Source organism: Streptomyces sp. NBC_01142 (genome assembly GCF_026341125.1).
Lineage (GTDB): Bacteria > Actinomycetota > Actinomycetes > Streptomycetales > Streptomycetaceae > Streptomyces.
The window spans coordinates 84,016-106,870 of sequence record NZ_JAPEOR010000004.1; the positions used below are offsets into that span (position 1 = coordinate 84,016).

Sequence of the window (22,855 nt, forward strand, 5' to 3'; positions counted from 1 at the left end):
TCCCGTTACCGCGCCCGCAGTGCCGCACCGTACTGACGTGCCAGCACCCCCAACAGCCCGGGGACGGACGGACGTGCGCCTCCGTCGGCCAGGCATCCGCCCTTCCGCCTGACCGCACGCAGCCGCAGCTCCTGGACTCGCAGCATGGCGGTGATAAAGGGGCGTGTCTGCCGTGGCACCAAGCTGGTCAGCTGCCGGCTGACGGCCAGGCGCAGGTGTGCCAGTTCAGCCTGTTCCTCGACCAGCTGCTCAAGCCGCGCCCGGACGGCGTCCGTGGGCGTTCGCAGGTCTGTGACGGACAGGGCGTGGTGGGCCAGGTCTTTGCCCGGGATGCCGACGTGACCCTGCGCCGCCGCGTCTTCGGCGAGGTCGTCGAGGAAGTCGACGCGCTGCATCGCCTCGATGAGGTCACGGCAGCGGTGTTCGAATTCGTCGGCGGCCTCGGAGTTCGGATCCAGCAGGCAGGCCAGGAGCATGAAGGCGGGCAGCGAGTACCCGTCGATGTAGGTCTGCAGTTCGTCCTCGGTGTCGAAGCCGGCGTAGTCCACTTCGTGGTGAGCTCCCTGCAGGAAGTCCTCGACACGCTGCTGGAGCTGTGGTTGACGCGAAACTGCGTCCCCGAGGACCTGGAGGGTTGTGCTGCTGGTCTGCGCACCGCTGAGTACGTCTCGCGTGGCGGTCGCCCACTCCCCCAGCGCTCGCCTGCGGGCGTCGGTCGTGCCGGTGTCGATGCGCTGGTCCGTCTCGTGCATGAAGGCGACGGCGGCGATGAGGGGCGGGTGCAGGTGTGCTGGCAGCAGGAGCCGAACCGTCCAGTACTCCTCGGTCTTGAAGCGCTTGACGAGGGTGCGCTGGTGGCCGTACGCGGCCTGCAGGTCCGGCTCGGCGATTCCGGCCTGTCGCAGCGTGCGGGTCCATGTGGGCATTTCGTGTTCCTTGCTGTGCTGGTGGTTACTGAGTCAGGAGCGTGCGGGTGGTGCGCAGCAGGACGCGCGGGCTCGTGAGGGCTGCTCAAGACGGGCCCGTCGCCGGTCGACCGGGGCCGGGCCGGCTCCAAGCATCACCTGATCACCGACGGCCACGGCACCCCGCTCGCGGTCATCCTCACCGGCGGCAACCGCAACGACGTCACCCAGCTCCTGCCATTGCTCGACGCCATCCCAGCCATCCGCGGCCGTGTCGGACACCCTCGCCGCAAGCCCGATTCGCTCTTCGCCGACTGCGGCTACGACCACGACATGTACCGCGACCAGGTCCGTGCCCGAGGCATCGTGCCGGCCATTGGCCGCCGCAACACCCGGCACGGCACCGGACTCGGCGTCTACCGGTGGGTGGTAGAGCGGAGCTTCGCCTGGCTGCACGGTTTCCGACGTCTCCGGGTGCGTTGGGAACGGCGGGCAGACATCCACGAAGCGTTCCTCAAACTGGCTTGCTGCCTCATCACCCACCGGCAACTCCGGTCACTGTCTTAGCTGCTGTCGCCATCCACGTAAAGACAGAAGGGGTGACCGGCCGGATCGAGGATCACCCTGACGTTGTCCTGCGGCTGATGCTCGGCCTCCCACCCACCGAGTTCGAGCGCGTGCGCAACAGCGGCGTGCAGATCCACCACTTCGAAGTCGAGGTGCATCGTGATCCGCTGAGCGCCCGCCTGGGCGGGCCAGACCGGAGGGACGTATCCATCCGATCGCTGGAAGGCGATGTAGGCCACGCCCTCTGGTGGCGCGATAGCGGCACCGTCAGGTTCTTCCTTCGTAATCGCCCAGCCCAGCAGCTCCGAGTAGAAGCGTGCAAGCGCCTGCGGATCGGGGGCCTCCAGCACGACGCCCCACCAATCGTGTCTCGACATGCGAGGGCTGTCGGGCTTGTGGCTGGGGCGTCCGCGCATCTCGGGGAGTACTCCAGGGTTCTCGTCGGTACCAGGCAGGCCCCAGAGCCTACTGGCATGCACGAGGCGCCAGCCCCGAAAGCGTGCCCAACTCCCCGCCCAGACAAGCGATCCAGCTCGATCTACTCCACTGTGTTAGCCGTTCTTAGGGCCCGTAAAGAATCAACACGTTGCTTCACGGTGTTTCTGTCGTTGGTGTGGTATGCGCATATCAATCGAGGTTCGTGACCAACTTGCCCTTCGATTCGGGGTGTTGTTCCCTCATCTGAATGAGCGGCAGCAGCGGCTGGCGCTGGCCGCCGAGGCCCGGCTGCTGGGGCATGGTGGGGTCCGGGCCGTCGCGCGTGCCGCAGGGGTGAGCGAGACGACGGTGCGGAAGGGCGTCTTCGAGTTGGAGGGCGGTGAGGACCCACTGCCCGATGGCCGGGTCCGCCGGGACGGCGGCGGTCGCAAGAGCGCCGAGGAGCTTGACCCGCTGCTCGTTCCGGCGTTGTTGGCGCTGGTCGAGCCGGATGAGCGGGGCGATCCGATGTCGCCGCTGCGGTGGACGACCAAGTCGCTGCGGTCTCTGGCCGGGGAGCTGACGCGGCAGGGCCGTGCCGCTTCGGCGCCGACCGTGGGCAGGCTGCTGCGGGAGAACGGGTTCAGTCTGCAGGCCAATGCCAAGACCCTTGAGGGGACTCAACACCCTGACCAGGACGCGCAGTTCCGGTACATCAACGACCAGGTCAAGGACCACCAGGCGGACGGCGAGCCGGTGGTCAGTGTGGACACGAAAAAGAAGGAAGTCGTCGGGGAGTTCAAGAATGCGGGACGTCAATGGCGGCCGGCCGGTGAACCGGTGCGGGTCGACGTCCATGACTTCCCCGGTGATGCACTGGGCAAGGCCCTGCCCTACGGCATCTACGACCTGGCGGCGGACACCGGCTGGGTGAACGTCGGTACGGATCACGACACCGCCACCTTCGCGGTCGAATCGATCCGCCGTTGGTGGCAGGCGCGTGGGTGCCTCGACTACCCGCAGGCCAGACGTCTGCTGATCACCGCCGATGCCGGCGGCTCCAACGGCTACCGCACCCGGGCCTTCAAAACCGAACTGGCTGCGTTCGCCGCCCAGACCGGCCTGGCCGTCACGGTCTGCCACATGCCGCCGGGCACATCGAAGTGGAACAAGGTGGAGCATCGGTTGTTCTCCGCGATCACCATGAACTGGCGCGGCAGACCGCTGAACAGCCACGAGGTCGTCGTGCAGTCCATCGCCGCGACCACCACCCGCACCGGCCTCACCGTCCACGCCGAACTCGACACCGGCGCCTATCCCACCGGTGTGAAGGTCAGCGACACCGAGCTGAACGCAGTGCCGGTCACCGGCCATGCCTTCCACGGCGAATGGAACTACACCGTCCACCCTCGCCCGGCCGGCCCGGCGGACCCCACCGGGCCAACCCCCGGGCGGGCGCTGGTCTTCGACCGCGATGCCCTGTCACATCCCGCCCTGACCGGCATGACCCGCACCGCACTGACCAGGCTGACCGAGACCCTGACCGCTGACTGGCAGGCGCTGCAGAAACAGGACGCCACCACACGACGCGACGGCGGTGAACGACGCCGGGCCCCGGGGGGCGGCCGCAAAGCCAAACTCGACCTGGCCGACCGGGTCCTGCTCACCGTGCTGCAACAAAACCTCGCCCTGCCGCCCACCGCGCTGGCTCACCTCTTCACCGTCAGCAAGGACACCATCCGCCACACCACCAGCGAGATCCGGCGACTGATGGACCAGCACGCACACACCCCCCGGCCCCCAGCAGCACACCTCAACACCCTGGCAGGACTCCTCGTCCACGCCACAGCACACGGCGCGACCCTCACGACAGAGACCAAACCAACGTGTTGATTCTTTACGGGCCCTTAGGCGGCGCGTGTCCTATCGGTGCCCGCTGGCCGACTCCTCGTGAGAGAAGTCGCTGGCCGCCGCGCTCCGCCTGATCGCGGTGAGTTCGAGCGCGGCGACGACGAGCGGATGCGGCAGTGCACGGGCGACGCGCACGAGTCGGGCGCGCTCGTCCTGTGCTGCCGTTCCCGATCCCGGCAGCACGCCTGCGGCCTGAGCGGTCTGGGCTGCACGGGCTTGCTCACCGGCCGGTTGCGCGGCCTCGGCGGATGCCTGGTAGCGGGCGGCGGCGTCACGCAGGGCAGCCGCGGTCACGATCGCCTCCAGCTCGTCCTCGGGCAGCGTGCGGTCTGTGAGGTCGTGGACTGCTTGCACGACCTCTGCACTGGCCCAGGGCTGCACGGTGCGGATGCCGTCGAGGATCTCGATGATCCTGCGGGTCAGCACGATGCGGAGGATTCCCCAGACGTGTGGCTTCGCGCTGGTGGGGCTGTACATGAGTCCCTGGTCGATGTCGCCCACGACGAGTTTCCACAGGGGCTGGAGCGCGGCGGAGTCCCGGCGCTCGCGCAGCCAGGCGGTGACGGCGGCTCCGCTCATGCCGTAGCAGGTGCCCAGGCAGCCGAGGATGCCGAAGTAGGAGCCGACCACGCCGAGCGTCTGAAGCTCCTGGTGCCCGAGGGCGGCGAGAAGGATGGCGGGCGCCGAGCACAGGACGTATCCGAAGGTCACGAGCATGCTGCCGCCGAACCAGCGCAGCGCGTGGCGGACCCGGGGGTCGGTGCCTGCCGTGCGTCGCGAACGCTGCCAGGTGTTGAGTGTTCCGCAGGTGAGGACGGCGAGCAGGATCATCAGGAAGACGAGCACGCATGGCTCGTCGGCCTGTTGGGTGTTGAACCGGAGGGGGTCGGCGGGACCGTCGAGGTCGGCATGCAGGAACGCGGCGGTCATCGCTGTGATCGCCAGCCCGTAGGCGGCCGTCCAGAGCGCGACGGTTCTGCGAACGATCGAGCGGGGTGTGTCGCGGGCAGGCGTCCACAGCAGCGTGAGGATGTGGGTGTCGGCGTAGCAGAGCAGGATGCCGGCGTAGACGGGCAGTGTGGCAATCCTCGGTTCGCCGAACTCCGCGCCCAGGATCCGGTACCCGGCGGGTGAGGCCATGGCATACACGACGCCCCCGACGAAGAACGCCGCCGTTATGAGTGCGAGAGGGAGCGAGGGCTCACGCAGGAAGGCGAGGGCCTTCCAACCGGCGATGACCAGGAAGATGACCGCCATCGCCAGATAGACCGCAGTCGTCGGGTCAAACACCGGCCCTCCTGTGGGTGAAGGTGGAGGTGACGGAGTCGGCGCTCCCGCGCAGGAGCAGGTGGCGTTCGAGCATCACGGTGGCGAAGATCTCGACGCGGCGCTCCTGTTTGCTGTCGTAGTGCGAGCGCTTGAAGAAGGCGCTCACCTCGTCGGCTTTCAAGCCCGGGAACAGTTGCCTGGCCAGGTCTTGGGCCATCGGCTCATGAGCCTCTGCGGAGCGGTGGCACCCGCGACTGGGCGCGTCGTACAGGAGGTGCCCTAACTCGTGGATTTTCGCGTGGAGTTGTGTGAGCTCGCTGGCGTCGGAGTCGACGACGATCGAGTCGAAGTAGTGGCTGGAGCCGCATGCCGCACTGACCGGCAGAGGCTCGGCGCGCACGTTGATCGGCCGTCCACGCCGGGCCGAGACGAGTTCGATCAGGGCGTCGATGTCACAAACGCCCAACAACCCCACGTCCTTGCGGATGGCCCGGGCCGTCCGGCGGGTGTCGCGGTAGATGGCGAAGCTGTCGAGCAGGTCTCTCCACCGGCGGGTGGTGCGGCGGGCAAGAGCAGCTGCGCGGTGGGGTCGCGCTTCACGGACACCCTCGTTGAGCCTGGCGTCGGCTCCCCCCTCGCTCCTGCAGTCGCACCATGCCTGTGCCCAGGTCGGCTCTGCGGCAGACAAGGGGGCGAAAGCGCACGCGCTGGTCCGGTCATGCAGTTCGGCGGCCATCGAGTGGCGGGCTCCGAGGCGCGGCTGCTTGACAGCGCACCCGTTCTGGGCCGGCCGTCGTGCATCACTCCTATTCATTCGCGCTCCCCGTTCTGCTCCCCGTGGGGGTCGACCACACCCGACTCGCTCTACCGGTTCGGCGCGGCGTACGCGAACCGGTGGAGCACCCCGAGGTGGCGTGCTCGCGTCAATCGCGCGGCATTCACCACCTGTAACTGCCAAGTCACTGCAGCAGGTTGGACATACTCAACGGGTTGCGAACACAGATTGCAAGATACAAACTGTGCACTACCTGCAAGTTGCGCAAAGTGTCGGAAGGAGAGTCTGTGGCCCGCGAGAGGTCTGGCAGGACCGTCGCGCACCTCGTTCTCGCCACCCGGCTCAAAACCCTGCGCGAAGCCGCAGGGGTATCCCGAGCGGAGGCCGCCAAGGCGCTGGGAGCCCACGCGGCGACTGTCCGCCGCATCGAACTGGCCGAGACCTCCCTGGACGAGGGCCAGGTCCACACGCTGCTGACGGCGTACGGAGCGTGCGCTACGGAGATTGGGGAGTTCCTCGGGCAGCTCGCGACTGCCAACCTCCCTGGTTGGTGGCATCGGTGGCGTTCCGTCATGGACCCATGGCAGCTGGACCTGATGAGCGTGGAATCCGCAGCCCGCATCATCCGCGTGTGGGAGCCCGCACTCATTCCCGCGCTGCTGCGCACTTCGGCCTACGCTCGCGCCGTCGATGACGTCCGCAGACCGGACCTGTCCTCCGCAGACAAGGACCGGCGAGCCGAACTGCTATTCGCACGCCAGGAGCGGTTGCGTGAGCAGAACACCCGCATCTGGGCGCTCATGTCAGCCACGGCGCTCGCAACATCCGTAGGCGGCGAAAGCGTGATGGCCGAGCAACGGCAGGCATTGCGGGAGGCGGTACAGCGCCCCGATGTGACTCTCCAGATTCACCCACTGGAAGCGCCTTTCCACGTCATGAGCGGCATGCCGACGGTGACCCTTTACCGGGTTGACGTGCCAGAGATCCCCGATCACGTGGTCCGTGAAGGAGGACTCCCCGGAACCGCCGACGTATCCGACGCACTCAACGTGGTGACGGCGTATCACGTACTGATGGACCACTCCTGCGTTATCGCTCCTCATCCCGACAAGTCAAGGGAAGCACTGGCATGACCGAACCGACTCGCCCGTCCCCTCAGATCGACACTTCCGTCGCTCATAGCGCGCGTGTCTGGAACTACTGGCTGGGCGGCAAAGACCACTACCCCGCTGACCAGGCGGCCGGCGACGCCTACAGCAGCAAGTACCCCAACATCGTGCCGTTCGCCGGGGAATCACGGGACTTCCTGCGGCGCACCACCACGTTCCTCGCCAAGGACGCCGGCATTCGGCAGTTCATCGACCTTGGAGCCGGGCTGCCCACGCGCAACAACACCCATGAAGTCGCACAACGGATTGCGCCCGACTCCCGAGTGGTCTACATAGATCACGACCCCATCGTGCTGCTGCACGTACATGCGCTGCTCACCAGCACCCCCGAGGGCGCTACCGCCTACGTGCAGACGGACATGCGTGACACCGACGCCGTCCTGGAGGGCGCGGCCAAGACGCTGGACATGACCAAGCCGATCGCTCTGGTCATCAGCGACGTGCTGGGCCACATCGTGGACTGGGACGAAGCTCGGGGCCTGGTGCGCAAGATGGTGGACCAGCTCCCCTCGGGAAGCTACCTGTCCCTAAGCCACTCCACCGCCGCGGACGAGGAGCACCAGGCGGTGCAGGACGAATACAACAACTCCGGAGCGATTCCCTACGTCTTCCGCGAGCCATCGGTCGCCATCGAGCTCTTCGAGGGCACGGAACTCGTCGAGCCCGGCTTTACGAGCTGGCCTCGCTGGCGCCCCGACGCGAACACCGGCCGTCTTACCGACCGCGCGGGTTGGGGCGGGGTAGCGCGGATAACATGACCACGAGCAGTTTGGGGCCCGTGTCTCCCTCCTCCCCTGAGGAGGTGACGCGGTACCAGGTGGTGCGACGGCTCACCCGTGCAGCGGCCCACTCCGACGCCCAGCTGATCGCTGAAGCCGCGGCGCTGTCCGACGGCTGGGCTGTTCTAGCGGACCACATGGGTCGCCTCGTCTGCAGCGCACCCGACACAGCCGGACCCGAGGGGGTGCGTGCCGCCGCGCACCCCCAGGTCCACCCGCACCTGACTATCCGCAAGATGACCGGTGCCGTCCTCGTCATCGGCCCAGGCTCGACAGCACCCGCGTCCCGCACCGACCTGATCGCGCGAACCACCGTCGATCTGCTCAGAATGCGGGCCCGGGTACGTCGGGCGGAAGAGACGCACCAAGCCGAGCAGCGGCTGCACACCGCGGTTCTGCACCTCCTGCTCAGCTGCCAGCCTCACCTGGCTACCGACGTGCTGGGCGGCCCCGCCGTCACGCATGCCACGGTGTTCCGTCTCACCGGGCAGTCCGTGCAAATCGCGCAGCAGGCTCTGTTGCGAGCAACACAGCCCAGCGTTTCCCTCAGCAACACCCGCATGCTGGTGTGTGTGGAGGGACAGGAACTGGTGGTCGTCGCCCTCCACGGCATCGGCGATGACCACCACTGTGCACTCCCCCTCGTCAGGCGCATCGCCGAGCAGCACCAGTTGACAGCCGGCGTGTCGGGCCCAGTGCCGCTCGACATGGTCGCCACAGCGTGGACCGAGGCCGGAAGTGCACGTCACAGCTCAGCGGGCGGCTGCCTGACATCCGCCACCGGCATGGGTGCACACGGACTCCTCCGCGTCGTGCCCGAACATCGCCTCGCCGCCTGGTCCGCATCAATCCTGCAGCCCCTGGACCGCGAGCAGCACCGGACACTGGAGGCGTCCCTGCGGTCGGGATCCGCACAGGCGGCAGCATCGGTGCTGGACGTGTCCGAGGGCACGGTCCGCACACGACTACGCGGGATCAGCACGCTACTCGCCACCGAACTGGACCACCCCACCGTGCAGGCGCAACTCCTGCTGGCCGTGCGCGCACCGGCCACGCCGGTGCAGATCTGCTCATCCGCGCGCCTCGTCCCCGATCCGCCACTGCCCACCGATCTCCTCAGCCCCGACCAAGCCCATCGCTGGGCCTCGGCACGTCTCAAACCCCTGGACAAGCCCCAGCGCATCGCCCTTCGATGCTGGCTCCAGCACCGTGGCCGCACCGCTCCCGCTGCCTCCGAGTTGAACCTGAGCCGGAGCACGCTCACCGACTGGCTGACAAAGTGCGGCAAGGCTCTGCGCCTGGACCTGTCGTCCGCGACGGTGAGGGCGGAACTCCATCTAGCCGCCGAGACGATCGCGACACCTGACGACACGCCCACCCAGCTGCCGCGACGCGGAGGCAGAACGTATCGAGGGCAACGGACGTAAGGGGAAGCCTCGCCGCCCGGGATGTCTGCGCTGCCACCCCCGCCGACTCGGGGGTGAGAACCACCCGCCGCAGCCAGCAGCGTAGAACCGGTCAGTTGCACGAATACCTCCATACCATCGTGCTCGTCCAGGCCGGGGCCAGCCGCCGACGAGCTGGCCGAACCAAGCAGCCGGCGGCCGTACGGAGCTCCCTGGCGTCCGGCTCATCCAGCTTTCCCGCACGGCGGGAGACGGGATGAACCCCTCTCCCCCGAGGCGGACTTGGCTGCTCCCGGCGCCTTTCGCGTCGCCCTTGCTCGCGCGCCCGGGTGGTCAGTGCGGCTGCGGCGGGAAGGGGCTGGTCTGCGGATACCCGAGCGGCACGCCGTAGCCGTGCTGCTCAGCCGGTTGGGGCGAGAAGGGGTAGGCCGCCGGGATGGCGGGAGTAGCGGCGTGCGGGTTGGCCCTGCGGGTGATGAAGCCCTCGGCGACGAGGGTGCACAGGTCCAGATACGCCTCGCGGGTCTTGGGCCGCATCAGGTCCAAGTCCACTTCGGCACCGGCCGCCAGGTGCTCGTCGAAGGGGACCGAGATGACGCCGCGGCACCGGGCGGAGAAGTGGGCGACGATGTCGTCCACCTTGATCATCCGGCCCTTCTCTCGCACGCCGGAGACTACCGTCAGGCCCCTGCTGACCAGGTCGGTGTAGCCGTGTGCGTTGAGCCAGTCCAGGGTGGTGCTGGCGCTGGAGGCGCCGTCCACCGACGGGGTCGCGACGACGAGCAGCTGGTCGGCCAGGTCGAGGACTCCGCGCATCGCGCTGTAGAGCAGGCCGGTGCCGGAATCGGTGAGGATGATCGGGTACTGGCGGCCCAGCACGTCGATGGCGCGGCGGTAGTCGTCGTCGTTGAAGGTGGTGGAGATGGCGGGGTCGACGTCGTTTGCGAGGATCTCGAGGCCCGAGGGGGCCTGCGAGGTGAACGCGCGGATGTCTATGTAGGTGTTCAGGGCGGGGATCGCCTGCACCAGGTCGCGGATGGTCGCTCCGGTCTCGCGCCGCACCCGCCGTCCGAGGGTTCCGGCGTCCGGGTTGGCGTCGATGGCCAGGACCTTGTCCTGGCGCTCGCTGGCGAGCGTGGAGCCGAGCGCTGTGGTGACGGTGGTCTTGCCGACGCCGCCCTTGAGGCTGATCACGGCGATCCGGTAGCAGGAGTGGACCGGTGTGCGGATGACCTCCAGCTTGCGCTGCATCTCGGCGTCCTCGCGCGCACCGCCGATCCGGAAGCGTGAGGGGCGGGTTCCGGGGCGGGCGCTGCGTGGCTTGGGCGGGGCCCCGCGCAGGAGCCGTTCGGAGGACAGCTCGGTCGCGGCGCTGTGCCCCAGTGGTGCCTGCGCCGGGCCGGGAGGCGCCTGGTGCGTCGGTACATACGGGGCCGCGGGGGCCGCCGGTGCGGCGGTGGGCATGGCGGCGGACGCGGTGTGCTGCGGCGGCCAGGCGGCGGCTGCTGGCGCGGGGCCGCTGGCCGAGAACGCGGGAGCGGCGGGGGTGGGGTGGGTGACGGCTGGCGGGTATCCGTACCCGGCCTGCGCGGGCGGCGGCCCTTGCTGCGGGTACGCGGCCGCCGGAGGCTGAGCTGCGTAGTTCGCGGACGGGGGCTGCATGGTCTGCACCGGCTCCGGGTGCGCCGCGTGGTGGACGGGCTGGCTGGGCCAGGGCGCGGGCGCCGCGGGCACGGGGGCCTGCTGCGGCTGGGGAGCGGTCGGTTTCGGCGCCGGCGGCGCGGGGGCGGGAACGGGCTGGGGGGCGGCCTGGCCGTACCAGGCCGGGCCCGTGTAGGTGACGGCGAAGGGCCCATGGTCGGGTGCGGCGTCGTCGCCGCTGGTCGGCTGGCTCTGTGCGCTCGGAGCCCAGCCCGCGTCTCCCCCTGCTGGCTGGCTGTGCATGCTTCCTCCTGATCTGAGCAACCACCGGGTGGGCGGTGCTGTTCGCGGCGTCGAGCCTGGATCTGATGCGGGACCAGGAGGTGAGCGGCGCTGCGGTTCCGGCGCTCTGGTCGGCCCCCTTGACCGCGGCTGCTCGCTCACGCCCGCCTGCTGCGACGTCTCCCCTTCTCGGCGGTTGGTTCGGTGCGGTCAGAGCCAGCGTGCCCGAGGAACCACAGGTGATCGGCGTGCCAGCACGCTTCTTCCCGCCAGGAGGAACACCAGTTGAAATCGGATCCCGCCCGCTGCCACCAGACAGGCCGGGCGGCCATCGCGGCCGCTGGGCGCGTGAGTGGGTGGGTGGGCGGGGCGGTGCCGCGCATGTCGGCGGCTGCCAAGGTCCGAAATCCGAAACCGGAGTCACGGTATGGAGTGGGTGCGACGGCGCCGCAGGCTGAACGTCGCCGCGGGCATCGCGCGGATCGAGCTGGTGTGTGCGCCGTCTGTGTGGTCGGCGATGCTCATCCGATGTGCCCGCCGGTACGGCACCGTGCACTTCGCCGAGGGCATGCAGCAACCGGCCGGCACCGGGCTCGTGCGCGTGGCGCTGTCCGGGCTCGAGCTGTCGGAGCTGATGGATTGGCGGCTCGAAAAGGCCGTTGGTGAAGCCGGCGTATCCTCCCGGCCGAGCGCTGTGCCGCACCGTCTACCGGGCCGCAGCCGCCATCGTCGATGAGGTGGGCCCCGGCCAACTCGAGGGCGTGACGATCCCGCCGATCGCCCTCAGCGCGGGCGCACGCCCCTGACACTGCGCACACATCCGGGCGTTTCCGCTATTACTGCACAAATGATCGTGAAACAGCGGGAATTGCCTGGACTTCCGGGGCACAGGAGCCTGCGCGACGGAGGGACCACACCGGCAAGGCCTACACCAGTGGCGTTCCACTTTGAGACGAATGCCGGATCTGTCGGGCACGCATCTCCTCTTTGGTCGTAGAAGGCACGCGGCGAACGACGACTATCTATCGACATTTCACTCCGTCAGGAACGTGAAAGTTTCCACACATCTGACTCACAGCAACAGCGGCGAATGGACTGATACCCGTTCTTTACGCCGCAATCTCACAGCTGCTGATCACCTTCCGTCACAGGAAGAGGGTCTTCCGGAAGGGGGTGTTCCTGGTCAGCCCCACGTGCACCCAGATAGAGATCTTGTGGGCAGACCAACAGCACCAACTGCCCCGGCTGACGTGCTGATTTGGCGCAACGGGGAGGAATTATGGACATCGGCTCGCGTAGTTCGCATCAGCGCAGGGAGCGCGACCGCACGAACGCAGTGCTCCATGCCCTGCTCCAGCTCGGCCCGGGTCCGCACAAGTCCCGCGACATCACCGCGCGCACGACCATGGACGAAGACGAAGTCAGGCGGCGGCTGCTCCAGCTCTTCAAGGCCAAGGTCTGCTACCGGCCGCGCTTCGGGTACTGGGAGCTCCGCCCCACCACGGCCGCTCCGACCGATACACCGGAGCTCGTGCACCCCAGCACCACTCCCCTGCTGGACGCCGCCCTCCTCCTCGAAGGCATTCACAACCGCACCCAGCAGGCCGTGCTGCTGCACACCTACTCCCCCGTCACCGGCGAGCGCCTGTGCATTGCCGCCGCCGGGGCCCACGACGTGCGCCTCCGCCGCAAACTGGCCTTCACCCCTGGGGCCGTGGACCGACTCCGCCGGGCCCCCCTCGACTCCGACGCGCCGGGCCTGGTCATGCTCGCCAACCTCGCCGGCCATGACGCTCCGCTGCGCGAGGACCTGCGTCAGATCCGGTCCGCCCAGGTCGCGCTCACCGAGTCGCCGCTGCCCGGCTGGATCCTGGTCTCCGTCCCGGTCCGCCGCCTGCCCGGCGCCCCGGCCATCCCCGGTGCCGAGCCGCGCGTGGTCGCCGCCGTCAGCATCCTCGCCCCCGATCACGCGCAGGGCGACCCCTTGGTCGCCTACGGGCGACTGATGCGCAACGCCGTACAGGCGGCCATCGAGTCCAGCGTCGTCATCGCCCACCACCGCTTCGCGGCCGCCCAGGCCGCGTGACCCAGACCCGGGCCGCCTGCCCTTCACGAGCCACGCAGCGGCCCCTCCGACGCCCGCACAGCGGTCCACGCTGCCGGGCGCATACGCACGTTGGCCTCGGCGAAGGCCACGCCCAGCCAAGGAGGACGACGTGTCAGTCAGGAACGGCAGACAACTGCGCAGGGAGCATCCGATGACCTAGCGCCCCGCGGCCCCGGTGCTGTCTGCCAGTACACACCGGGCCCGGCCTCGTGCTCGATGCGGTGTGCCACCACCCCATCAGCCGCCGGCCCTTCGACATCGCCCGACCTGCCAGTCGAGCGAGTCCCGGCTTCTCCTTGCCGAAGGAGCCGGGCGAAATCACTCCCACTCCGGAGCTCACGCCCCTGCCAGGGGGCCTCGACGTTCCACGACACCGGGAACGGATCGCGTTCATGATGCAGCAGATAGCTGCCGCTTGTCACCCACCCCTGCCCCAATCATCCCGTTATGCCCTCCATCCGGGCCTCCTCCCCCACCCTTCCCAGTGCCGCACCAAGACCGGAGCCGCGGCGCTGTGCCCCCACCCGCGGGCGTTCTCCACCGCTCGCTCGTGGATCTCGGCGGGGGTGCTGTGATCATGGCCAGTGCGATAGCGACCCTCCCCGCGGCCGGAGCACGGCCTCTCCCCTCGACCCGCCACTCCCCCGCCTTGCCCGCGTCGCAGTCCGTGCACTCGTCGCTCCGGCCAGCCAAGGCGAGCTCCTCGGGCCTCGATGCCCACTTCGGGGGACGACCGCTGCAGAGGACCGGGCTCCTCGCCCCGCTCCCGCCCCTGTCCGCCCGCATGCACAAGCTCCTCGTCCTCGGCGACCAGGACGCCGCGTACGCGACAGGCAACCTCCAGCGCGGCGGGAAGAACACCGCCGCATCCGACCACGCCTGGGCTATGACCCGAGCCGTGGCCGCCGACGCTGTCCGCGTGGGATGGAACCGCGCCGCCTTCCTCCAAGTCATGCTCGACGGCCCGTACAAGGCCGGGCAGCACGCCCGCACCCTCCACCACCGCCGCGGCTACGACAAGGCCGCCGCATGGCTCCAAAGAGCTTGGGACGGCGCACAGCAGTACGTCCAGTCCACCGACCCCATCAGTACCCGCCAGGACTTCCACGCCGCGCTCGCGGCCTTCCGCTCACGCATCGAGTGCACCCCCTGGAAGGGCATCGCGGGCAAGACCGACCTGCGCAACCTCATTGCACGCATGGAGATCTGTGCCCGGGCCGGAAGCTGGGACCACACCGTCTCCGAACGCGACCTCGCCGAACGGATGGGCTGCAGCCGCACCACCGCCCACAACTCCAACCAGCGCCTCCTCCACAACAAGATGCTGCGCCAGCTCGACAACGGCTCCCCCACCGAAGGCGCCCGCTGGATGCTCCTCTCCCGCCTGCCTTCCACCACGTCTCACCACTGGTCCACCCCCAAAGGGCCGGAGGCTGGGGGGGCCATGAGTGGCCCAGTCGTGAGACAGCCCGACACCGGCGCCGACATCGACTCCCGGACGGCCGGCCAGCTGATGCACCTCGACGCCTTCGCACACCACTGCCTCGGAGGCAGCGGACTCGCCGTCCTGTCAGCCCTCGCCGAACGAGACGGGCAGAGCCTCACCGAACTCCGGGCCAGCGCCTCCATCTCCCGTCCGACCGCCTACCGGCAGCTCGGAAAACTCAAGGACCTCGGCCTCATCCACCACGAAGGAGAGCTCTACCACCTCTCCCCCACCGCCCTGGAAGGCATCGGCACGCCGACCCAGGACTGCGCCGACCCCGTCGCCAGCTGGACCGAGACCGCCGAGCGCCTGGGCACCGCCGGTGCGGCAGAACGGCGACGCCGGCACCACGAGGCCCAGCGGATCCACTGGCGCCACGAACAAGTCCGCCTCGCTGAGCACCGCCGCGCCGCCCAGCAGACCCCCCTCCCCCACCCGGCCGCGGCCCAGCCGCAGTACCTGCGCGCCGACGGCTGCGCCATCGACCCCACCACGGGCGAGGTCATCGTGGGTCTGTACGTGGCGACTGACGGCTGTTGGGTCTGGGATGCAGCGTGAGTCCACGATGGCCTCTCGGCACTCATGGACTCACGTAGTGCTGGCTCTCCTCATCTCATCAACACGTCCGGCGACCCATCCCTCGCAAAAAGGATGAGCCGCCGAAGGGTGTGAGGGCGAGAGAGTCAGCTGCCGCTGCCCGTGGGCCGTTCCTTCCGCCCAGGCAGGTACCGGTTCAAGCACATGGCAACGAGCTTGTTTCGATCAGGAACCTTCGCCTCTTCAAGAGCACTGTCGAGCTCGGCCACCATCTCTGGCTCCATTCGCACGTACAGGCTCTCCGATCCCGTTCCGGCGTAGTCACGATCCTTCAGCGGCCGCACGCCACCGAATCGGGAGGCCTTCCTCTCGGGAACCGATGCCTTGACGACGGCTTCCCAGCCCTCCTCGGCGCCCGCGTCCAGTGCCTCCAGGATGAACTCCAGGTGCCCCTTGCGGGTCCGGCTGCTCGTCAGAGCCTGCGACTGGGCCTTGTCGAGGCGCCGACGCACACCTTCCGAGACCTGGAAACTTACCGGTACATCGGTCGACTCATCGCTGTCCGGCCGAGGCTGCCTGGCACGCGGGGCACGCTGCTGGGGACGCCGACGACGTGTTGGGGCTTGCTCTTCGTCATCCAGGGGCTGTCCTCCATAGCCCGCCTGGTCCGCGGTGTCCTCGGCCGGCTCTTCACGCTCGGGAGCACGCGCAGCAGGCGAAGCGCTCGCCGCAGGATTCTTCCGGCGCCCGCTCATCCCGGCGAGTGATGACATGGAGGCCTGAGGGAAGAGGTCGTCGTCCCCGTCCGTGTTCGTGGTTGTCGGCTCGGTCTCAGTCGACATCGTCAGGACTCCTCAATCTGCTTCTTGATCTCAGCGGACCGGGCGATCACTTCATCGGTGAGCTTGCGATAGTCCTCGTGCACTGCCCGCACGGTCTCCGGAAGACTGGTGTCGCCTCCTTCTGCACGCTCGAAGAGCGCGACCAAGGGCTCACCGTCGACGTCGCGCGATTCCTGGGCGACCGCCTCGCTGTGGCCAATGTTGGTTCCGAACTTGAAGTACCGCGCCTTCAGGATCTCCCGCAGCCGCTTCTCCGCCTTCTGGTGAATCTGCGTGGACTTCCGCCCAGTAGCGAACAGCACGACCCCGAGGAGGGTGAGGAGCGGGTTGACCTTCCGCACCCTCTTGAACTGCTCACTCATTTCCTTCACGCCGTCGAGAGAGCCGTTGTCCGTCTTGGCGGGCGTGATGATCCATCGACCAGCCCCCATGGCCAGGCGTTGCAGCGGAGGGTTCTCCGGCGGAGTGTCGATCAGGATGAAGTCGTAGTCGCCAGCAATCGGCAGCAAGCACTGGAGGAGGCGGAGATCCGCATTCGCGTCGTACTTGTCCCGAAGACGGCGGTACAGCGTCGCCACGTCATCCTTCAGCCACTCGCCTCCGCCCGGGACCAGGTCCAGGCCAGGGCGCACGGTGATCGGCTTGAGCGGCGAGCCGGCGTGGAGGGCATCGTAGAGACCCTTGCCGTGGTCGTTCTGCTCTTCGCTGGCACCGAACTCGTGCACCGTCAGGTTGCCCTGAGCGTTGAGGTCGATGACGAGGACCCGAGCCTCCGGGTCACCAGGGATGCCCTTACTCGGATCTCCGCGGCGCAGCTTCTTGAGGATCATGAGGGCGAGGTTCGCCACGGTCGAGGTCTTGCCGGCCCCGCCCTTGTCGTTAGCCACGACGTAGACGTGCCACAAGTCGAGCCACGGCACCTCGACTGGATAGTCCTTGTCGTACTCGGTCAGCACGATGCTCTGCGGCAAGGTCAGGCTCAACTCGTCATCCTCCGCTCAGGTCTGGAGCGGTCCCGCTCCACGCTTCGAGCCAGCTACCCCTGGGACAGCCAGGGCCTAGCGATGGCACGCAGGAGGCATTGAACCACGATGATCACATCGAAGTGGCCACAACACGCTGACAAGACCGATCTCAACCACGAGACCGCTCTGTAGAGCCCCCCGATGTCGTCAGCTGAGTAGACCAGGGCCCTACCGCCTGTCGCCATCACCGAGAGTTACCTAGACTCAACTGCCGAGTCAACCGGTGCATCCAGGGACGTTTCAACAAGATGAGATACAGAGTCGCCAACAAAGGGGATGAGTTTCAGCTGAACATCCGAGACTTGACCTGCGGAAACGACCTTCACAACTTCCTGCACAACGTCCTGCATGCCTTCCTTCAGAGCAGCTATTTTCACCGCCATTGCGAGCTGGTCAGAGACTTGGCTGACCCCTCAGAGTTACCCCCTTGCGAGTACGCATGGATCACTCAGAGTGACACACTGGGGTAGAACACACCTATTCCCTTCCCTGGCTATCCATGTGTCCAGCCAGTGGGTAACTGACGCTCTCAATACCGCATGACACTGATGCGACTCCCCCGTTCGCAACCAGGGGATCAGAGCGGTGAACCCAGCAGGGGGTCAGTTTGTCTATAACGGCGTCTCTCAATTAGTTCTCGCTCAATTTACCCCGCCCTGCATAACACGGATTATATCTACTCTAACAAAGGCAGAGAAGAACGGGTGATGCAAGGTAGTTACAACGACTATTTCTAGACACATCATGCAGTCATGCTCTATCCATGGGAATCACTTCGCTCAGACAACTAGCAAATCCTGCGCTTGGCACTCAGATAAAACCTACTCTCCTCAAGTCGTGAGTAACGTAGGTACATAAAGGGGCACATCGTGGATTTCAATCGGTGGTAGCGCATGAGTCTCCCTCAATAGAGCTATGCGTGTTTCGCTTGTCTGGATACCGCACATTAAAAAGGAGGGGTACCAATCTGCCACTCCACGCTTTTCCTCATGGCCCAACATCCACGTGAGAACTGAATAGTTGAGCAACTGCAGGGCAGGAGTGTTGCCACAGGTCTAAGCGACCTGTAAATCCGGCAGTGTCAATTACATTGCTCAACCCGCCTCCCATGAGTGTGTCAACCGTGTGTAAGCGTGAAGCAGAAACCAGGTGTTGATTCCCTGTCTAATCACCTGAAGCCAAGCAAATGCTGTGTGCGACAGGCTTCCGACCGCACCTCGAATTGCCCGTTTTCCATGCATTTATCGCGGACGGAAAACCCCTCCTGACCTGCGGAAATGCGCTCAGGCGGCCTACTGGCGACGTCCCGGGGTGATCCCCCTGGGAGGGGTGAGATAGGCCCTCAGGCGGGCGTATAGGGGCTCAGTTAAGTACCCAGCAGAACGGCAATGCTCGTAGGGCAGCTGCAAGGCCCTTCGGAGCGCGGAAGGCGTCGGCTTCTATTGGCCTTCCACCGACCACATATGCGTTTCGCCACGTTCACATCCACTCGGGCATCGGTCATCCGCAGCGCCGGAGAGTCTGTATGAGCGCAACCCAACCAGGGGCCTGCCCTCACGATGCTGAGAGCTTGATCAATGCGATCGTCTGCGGCCCTACCTCACCCAACTGATGAAGGGGATCCGCCCGAGCAGCTGATACAAGCTGAAGCCGTGAGCAGGTTCACCTTCCCGGGAGGAGTGGAATGGGGGGAGTATGAACCCCAATCCCAACCCACAGATGCGTCGAGTGGGGCTAGCGCTCCACAACCTGGTCCTCTTGGCACGGGATCTAAGGCCGTGGAGGCGTGGCGTCGAATTGCCTCCCCCCGCGGCTCCAGTAAGAGCGGAAACACCGGCGTGAAGGTCCTCCTCACCAGGGACACGAAAGCATGTTGGTGCACGGCCCTGGCACCACGTACTGACCAGGCTGTTCGGAGACCTCAGCTTCGGCTCCTCGTATGACGCGAGGCCGCATTGAGGCCCGAGTACTGGGAGTCGAGCGATCCGTCCGGCTCCAGCATCGGCGGGTCTGCCTCGCCACGGTCGCGACTGACGGCGCTATCGGGCCGACCCCTCTCCGCTGCTCCCCCTGACTTCCCTGAGGGTGGCTTGAAGGGCGTCGCTCCTCAGGAGGTCGAATATGCGATGTGGGATCGACTCGTTCCATCGCCGCCAGGCGGGGTATGCGATCGCGACCGTCACGAGGAAGTGAGCCAGACCGGGAATCCGTCTCGACAGGACGGGTGCACGGGCCGCGGTCTGCGCCCAAGCGGCGAGGGGGAGGGCGGAGCCGGCGTTGCGCTCCGGGCCCGCCGCGCTGCAGAAGTCTGACTACCCGGCCCTTACATCCGCCTGCCGGGGGATGCCATCTCCATGCCGATCGGGGCCAGGTGGGACGGCCGAGCCGAGCGTACCCCGCTGCTATGAGGGACCTGTCGGCCGAACACCGTCTGTCGGGAGAGTTGAAGCCGGCGACCAACAGGCTTCGCTTCCTGAGCTCCATGCCGACAACTTGGGTCGCCGCGAAGACGCGACCGAAACGGCTGTGGGGCGTGCCTGTTGGCTACGCACGCCCACCGATAGTAGACGGCTATATGGGGGACCCGCCGACGGCCGACAAGCCGCTCCTCGACGAAGATAGAGCCCGCGGGTGGTCAGACCGCGGGGCCCTCACCAGGGTCAAAAATATCCGAAATGCACCCCCTGAAAGCGCTTTTCCCATGCCCTCTGACCTGCACCTTTCTTGCTGGAGGCGCTATCTCAGACTGGGTGGAGGAATTCCCCTACCAGCGCGAGAAAGGCGTTTAGAGAGCCGCCTGCGGCCTCTCTGGGGGTACCTCTGACGGTCGGGAGGCTGCGGCGCGCAGAATCGGGCCGTCAGGACCAGCAGGTCTCCACGGGAAACCTCCACCGCATCGCGAGCCCCCACGGGGACTTGGGTGCGCGGCATCAGGAATCCCGCAGGTCCGCCGTGCGTGGCTCTTGAGGGGGCGGAGCGCACAGGAGCAATGTGCTCCGGCCGATGGCTCGGGAGGCATGGGCGTGGGGGAGTGGTGCGGTCCGCCTGGGCCGCCAGGCGGCTTCGGCCGCAGATCGCAGGAGACTCCGAGTTCCAGGTACCGTCGGATCTCGCCGTCTCGTACGTCGGGATTAGCCGCGAGGTCGCCCGACAGGGCCTCCTGTCGTTGCAGATCGAGGGGCTCATTCCCGTCGACTAGGCCCGCACCTGCGTCTACGACGTGGACGGGGTTGGGCAGATTTGTGCCCCGTGCCGTTGATCGACTAGCCACTCCCGTGGTCGGTGGCTACACTCTGATCGATACCAGACACACCAGGGGCCCTCGCGATCGCGAGGGCCCCTGGTGCTTGCCTGTCGTTGGCCCTACTCGGCTGAGGCCGTCTGCGCTCTGCGCCCTTGACGGCTGCGCCGCTGGCGATGAGCTGCCAAGTCTGTAGGCGGCATGGCAGGCATCTTCCGCATCGCGGCCTTCCGCTTCAGGGCTTCCTGATGCTCCTCGACTGCGGCCTGATAGCGCTCCTCGAAGTCTTCGACGTCCAGGTAGAACGCCTCATCCATCTGCCTGATGGCTACACCCGCTTCGGCTGGCGTGGTGAAGCCAGCCACCTGCGGATTCAGCTGGTAGACGCCCTGCCGCTCCTTCCACACGATCCGAGCGAACTGCAGGTGCTGGAGACTCAGACCGACCGCTGAGCGCTTCATGCCCAGGGCTGACGCGATGTCCTCTTGTGTGATGACGATGCGACCGCCAGGCTCCTGAACCCCCAGCAGGAACAGCATCACGCGCAGCGCAGGCCCGGGAACACTGGGAACATAGGCAAAAGCGCTGGGCGACGTCCACAGCTCCGGAGCGTGCTCCTCGGCAGGTTGTGGTGCTGTCATCTATCCCTCCGACGCTCTGGGCTTCTTGGGTGCCCTGTTGGGAAGCATGAGCTGTCTGAACTCCTCAGGGACAGCCGGATCTTCAGCCAATTCCTCAATGAGCTCGAGTTGATCGACTTTCCGTGTCGCAGGCTTCCTGGTCGATGATCGCCCAGGCTCATCCACCTCAATCGTCCCACCCCGGAGTACGACCTGCGGATTCAGTTGGTACAGGCCACGCTGAACCATGTGGACCAGGCCCAGCCCGAAAAGGCGGCCGATGGCCCTGTTGACATGGACACGGTTGAGCTTCAGGTCATGGGCGATCTGCTTCTGTGTCGCCCTGATCGTTCCGCCCGGCTCCTGGCTCCCCATTAGGTAGAGCAAGGACCGAAGGCATGCAATGTCGTCGTGGAAGTAGACGGCCATCCACTTCAAGAACTCGAGGCTGTCCATGCTGAAGGCGCCGCCCAGGAATCCCACACTGGTTGGGTTCTTCTCGACGATCGCACGGTGGCCTTCAGGCAGCTTGACGACTGTCGCCGGCTTGGTGCGTGGCACTGCACGGGCTCTGCGGTACGGACTGGGGGCGGGCGCGTTGCGCCTCGGCTTTGGCTCTGCCTCGCGATCGGGAGCCCGCTGCCGCTGAGGGTCCTCGGAGGGGAGTGCTGACATGGGTGCATGTGCTCCTCATGATCGATACCAGACGATTAGCACCCTACTCAGCGCAACTATATGTGGCAAAGACGCCATGCATAGTGGCATCGCGCGTGTCGAAGGTAGCCCCTGAGGTACCTTCGCGCGGCCTTCCAGATCTTGCCCGAATCGCAGTAGCACACGTACTCGATTTAAGGCTGGCTCTCGACGTCACCACCGCCTCGACGTCACCAGCCGCCAATGCTGCAACTATATGTTGCAAAACCTTCAACGAGGGCACCTCGGAGGCAACTTCAACCTGCCCCAACGTTGCCTCTGACGTACCTTACTCGCGAGTAATAAGGCTCTGACCTGCAACGATGTAGCGCCCCAAATCTTATATCGTGCGCGCGCGCCTGATACCTCACAGCAGCATGGAAGTCAACGAACAACCCGCGCGGTCCAGACATCCGCCTGTGAATCTCCGACGTCCACCTTTTGTTTCCACCAACTCCCGTCAGCAGCAACCGTCTTCATCCACCCAGTGACAGACGGCAGCGACCTTCTTCAAGCTGGACTCTCCGAGTAACGCCCTTCACACACCTGCACCAACCCACTCGCCACGGCAGTTCACTCAGCGATTCGGGATGGTCAGCACGTAGGCACCAGCTCAGCTCAGTTCCTGCTCATCTTCAGCAGCAAGTACCTAAGTCAGCAGGCCCACGTGCCCAGGGAGGGCGCTCAGCGCCCGAGTGGTGCGTCAGCGACGTTAGGAGCTGGCGCAGGGCGCGTGGGGTGGGCTGGTCCAGGCCGCCAAGGGCCTGGCGCTGGGGGTCTGGGGGGCGAGCAGGCCCCCAGTAGGGGGTGCAGGGGGCGGCGCCCCCTGTCGGGGTCGGGGGCTGGCCCCCGCTACGCGGGTCCAGGGGCCGCTTGCCCCTGGCGGGGTCCAGGGGCAGCGCCCCTGGGATGTACGGTCCGCAGTTCACTATGCAAGAGACGCGTTGAATCATCAACACCCCTGCATTCCTTGCTAGATCGCTGCAGCCTCTTCAGGCCTGCCGTTCCGTGCTGCGGACCGCGAGCAAAGGTCCTTCCCTCATCGGTCCCGTCCAGCGGAACTAAGCAGCTCAGACCCACTTTCTGGCTGCTCGCCCACCAACCATCAGTTGCTGGTGGCGTAGGAGGAGCCTCTCCAAATCCTTGATCGTTCTGCGCTGCCCACCGGACGTGGGGAGTGGTG

Annotated in this window: 15 protein-coding genes and 2 pseudogenes; 8 read left to right on the forward strand and 9 right to left on the reverse strand. The window is 66.7% G+C overall.

Going from position 1 to position 22,855, the window contains the following annotated elements:
* Positions 1-5 precede the first annotated feature (5 nt).
* Positions 6-926, reverse strand: coding sequence for a squalene/phytoene synthase family protein (locus tag OG883_RS42995; RefSeq protein ID WP_266553679.1), 921 nt, complete (start codon positions 924-926; stop codon positions 6-8).
* 87 nt (positions 927-1,013) lie between these two features.
* Here OG883_RS42995 and OG883_RS43000 point away from each other — a divergent pair.
* Positions 1,014-1,472 (forward strand): annotated as a pseudogene (locus OG883_RS43000) (IS5 family transposase); the annotation flags it as partial.
* Here the strand turns inward: OG883_RS43000 and OG883_RS43005 are convergent.
* Positions 1,469-1,849 carry a VOC family protein gene (locus OG883_RS43005; RefSeq protein WP_266553682.1) on the reverse strand — a complete coding sequence of 127 codons (381 nt, stop codon included), beginning with the start codon at positions 1,847-1,849 and terminating at the stop codon, positions 1,469-1,471. The pseudogene OG883_RS43000 and the gene OG883_RS43005 sit on opposite strands and share 4 nt — an antisense overlap.
* Before the next feature lie 241 nt (positions 1,850-2,090).
* On the opposite strand from OG883_RS43005, the gene OG883_RS43010 reads away from it, so the two are divergent.
* Positions 2,091-3,782 (forward strand): ISAzo13 family transposase, encoded by a 1,692-nt coding sequence (locus OG883_RS43010; protein WP_266553685.1) that lies wholly within the window; start codon positions 2,091-2,093, stop codon positions 3,780-3,782.
* Positions 3,783-3,812: 30 nt separating this feature from the next.
* Here OG883_RS43010 and OG883_RS43015 read toward each other — a convergent pair whose 3' ends face one another.
* A complete protein-coding gene (locus tag OG883_RS43015) occupies positions 3,813-5,090 on the reverse strand; it encodes a DUF6545 domain-containing protein (protein WP_266553688.1) in 1,278 nt (425 codons plus the stop codon).
* A complete protein-coding gene (locus OG883_RS43020) occupies positions 5,083-5,757 on the reverse strand; it encodes a hypothetical protein (protein ID WP_266553691.1) in 675 nt (224 codons plus the stop codon). The genes OG883_RS43015 and OG883_RS43020 overlap by 8 nt, the downstream gene beginning before the upstream one ends.
* Positions 5,758-6,131: 374 nt before the next feature.
* On the opposite strand from OG883_RS43020, the gene OG883_RS43025 reads away from it, so the two are divergent.
* The 3 genes from OG883_RS43025 to OG883_RS43035 are packed head-to-tail and all read left to right on the forward strand — an operon-like array spanning position 6,132 to position 9,219.
* Positions 6,132-6,977, forward strand: a complete 846-nt coding sequence (locus tag OG883_RS43025) for a DUF5753 domain-containing protein (protein WP_266553694.1) — start codon at positions 6,132-6,134, stop codon at positions 6,975-6,977.
* Positions 6,974-7,771, forward strand: a complete 798-nt coding sequence (locus OG883_RS43030) for an SAM-dependent methyltransferase (protein WP_266553697.1) — start codon at positions 6,974-6,976, stop codon at positions 7,769-7,771. The genes OG883_RS43025 and OG883_RS43030 overlap by 4 nt, the downstream gene beginning before the upstream one ends.
* The gene (locus OG883_RS43035) at positions 7,768-9,219 is read left to right on the forward strand and encodes a helix-turn-helix domain-containing protein (protein WP_266553699.1); all 1,452 of its coding nucleotides are present in this window, start codon (positions 7,768-7,770) and stop codon (positions 9,217-9,219) included. The genes OG883_RS43030 and OG883_RS43035 overlap by 4 nt, the downstream gene beginning before the upstream one ends.
* A gap of 315 nt (positions 9,220-9,534) precedes the next feature.
* Here OG883_RS43035 and OG883_RS43040 read toward each other — a convergent pair.
* A pseudogene (locus tag OG883_RS43040) lies at positions 9,535-10,587 on the reverse strand (MinD/ParA family protein); the annotation flags it as partial.
* 961 nt (positions 10,588-11,548) lie between these two features.
* Here OG883_RS43040 and OG883_RS43045 point away from each other — a divergent pair.
* From OG883_RS43045 to OG883_RS43055, 3 genes are all read left to right on the forward strand, one after another.
* Positions 11,549-11,857 carry a hypothetical protein gene (locus OG883_RS43045; RefSeq protein ID WP_266553701.1) on the forward strand — a complete coding sequence of 103 codons (309 nt, stop codon included), beginning with the start codon at positions 11,549-11,551 and terminating at the stop codon, positions 11,855-11,857.
* Positions 11,858-12,400: 543 nt separating this feature from the next.
* A complete protein-coding gene (locus OG883_RS43050; RefSeq protein WP_266553704.1) occupies positions 12,401-13,207 on the forward strand; it encodes a hypothetical protein in 807 nt (268 codons plus the stop codon).
* Between the two features lie 598 nt (positions 13,208-13,805).
* Positions 13,806-15,272, forward strand: a complete 1,467-nt coding sequence (locus OG883_RS43055; protein WP_266553707.1) for a helix-turn-helix domain-containing protein — start codon at positions 13,806-13,808, stop codon at positions 15,270-15,272.
* Positions 15,273-15,397: 125 nt separating this feature from the next.
* On the opposite strand, the gene OG883_RS43060 is transcribed toward OG883_RS43055, so the two are convergent.
* The 4 genes from OG883_RS43060 to OG883_RS43075 all read right to left on the reverse strand — a co-directional run bounded on the left by OG883_RS43060 (position 15,398) and on the right by OG883_RS43075 (position 21,540).
* Complete coding sequence (locus OG883_RS43060) at positions 15,398-16,024, reverse strand: hypothetical protein (protein ID WP_266553710.1); 627 nt, start codon at positions 16,022-16,024, stop codon at positions 15,398-15,400.
* A gap of 71 nt (positions 16,025-16,095) precedes the next feature.
* Complete coding sequence (locus OG883_RS43065) at positions 16,096-17,076, reverse strand: ParA family protein (RefSeq protein WP_266553713.1); 981 nt, start codon at positions 17,074-17,076, stop codon at positions 16,096-16,098.
* Positions 17,077-20,481: 3,405 nt separating this feature from the next.
* Positions 20,482-21,000, reverse strand: a complete 519-nt coding sequence (locus tag OG883_RS43070; RefSeq protein WP_266553715.1) for a helix-turn-helix domain-containing protein — start codon at positions 20,998-21,000, stop codon at positions 20,482-20,484.
* On the reverse strand, positions 21,001-21,540 hold the full coding sequence (locus OG883_RS43075) for a hypothetical protein (RefSeq protein WP_266553718.1): 540 nt from the start codon (positions 21,538-21,540) through the stop codon (positions 21,001-21,003).
* Positions 21,541-22,855: the final 1,315 nt, after the last annotated feature.

Coding starts and splice junctions, on each gene's coding strand:
- OG883_RS42995 (WP_266553679.1), bottom strand. CDS start 926: ATGCCCACATGGACCCGCACGCTGCGACAGGCCGGAATCGCCGAGCCG.
- OG883_RS43005 (WP_266553682.1), bottom strand. CDS start 1,849: ATGTCGAGACACGATTGGTGGGGCGTCGTGCTGGAGGCCCCCGATCCG.
- OG883_RS43010 (WP_266553685.1), top strand. CDS start 2,091: ATGCGCATATCAATCGAGGTTCGTGACCAACTTGCCCTTCGATTCGGG.
- OG883_RS43030 (WP_266553697.1), top strand. CDS start 6,974: ATGACCGAACCGACTCGCCCGTCCCCTCAGATCGACACTTCCGTCGCT.
- OG883_RS43035 (WP_266553699.1), top strand. CDS start 7,768: ATGACCACGAGCAGTTTGGGGCCCGTGTCTCCCTCCTCCCCTGAGGAG.
- OG883_RS43045 (WP_266553701.1), top strand. CDS start 11,549: ATGGAGTGGGTGCGACGGCGCCGCAGGCTGAACGTCGCCGCGGGCATC.
- OG883_RS43050 (WP_266553704.1), top strand. CDS start 12,401: ATGGACATCGGCTCGCGTAGTTCGCATCAGCGCAGGGAGCGCGACCGC.
- OG883_RS43055 (WP_266553707.1), top strand. CDS start 13,806: ATGGCCAGTGCGATAGCGACCCTCCCCGCGGCCGGAGCACGGCCTCTC.
- OG883_RS43060 (WP_266553710.1), bottom strand. CDS start 16,024: ATGTCATCACTCGCCGGGATGAGCGGGCGCCGGAAGAATCCTGCGGCG.
- OG883_RS43070 (WP_266553715.1), bottom strand. CDS start 21,000: ATGACAGCACCACAACCTGCCGAGGAGCACGCTCCGGAGCTGTGGACG.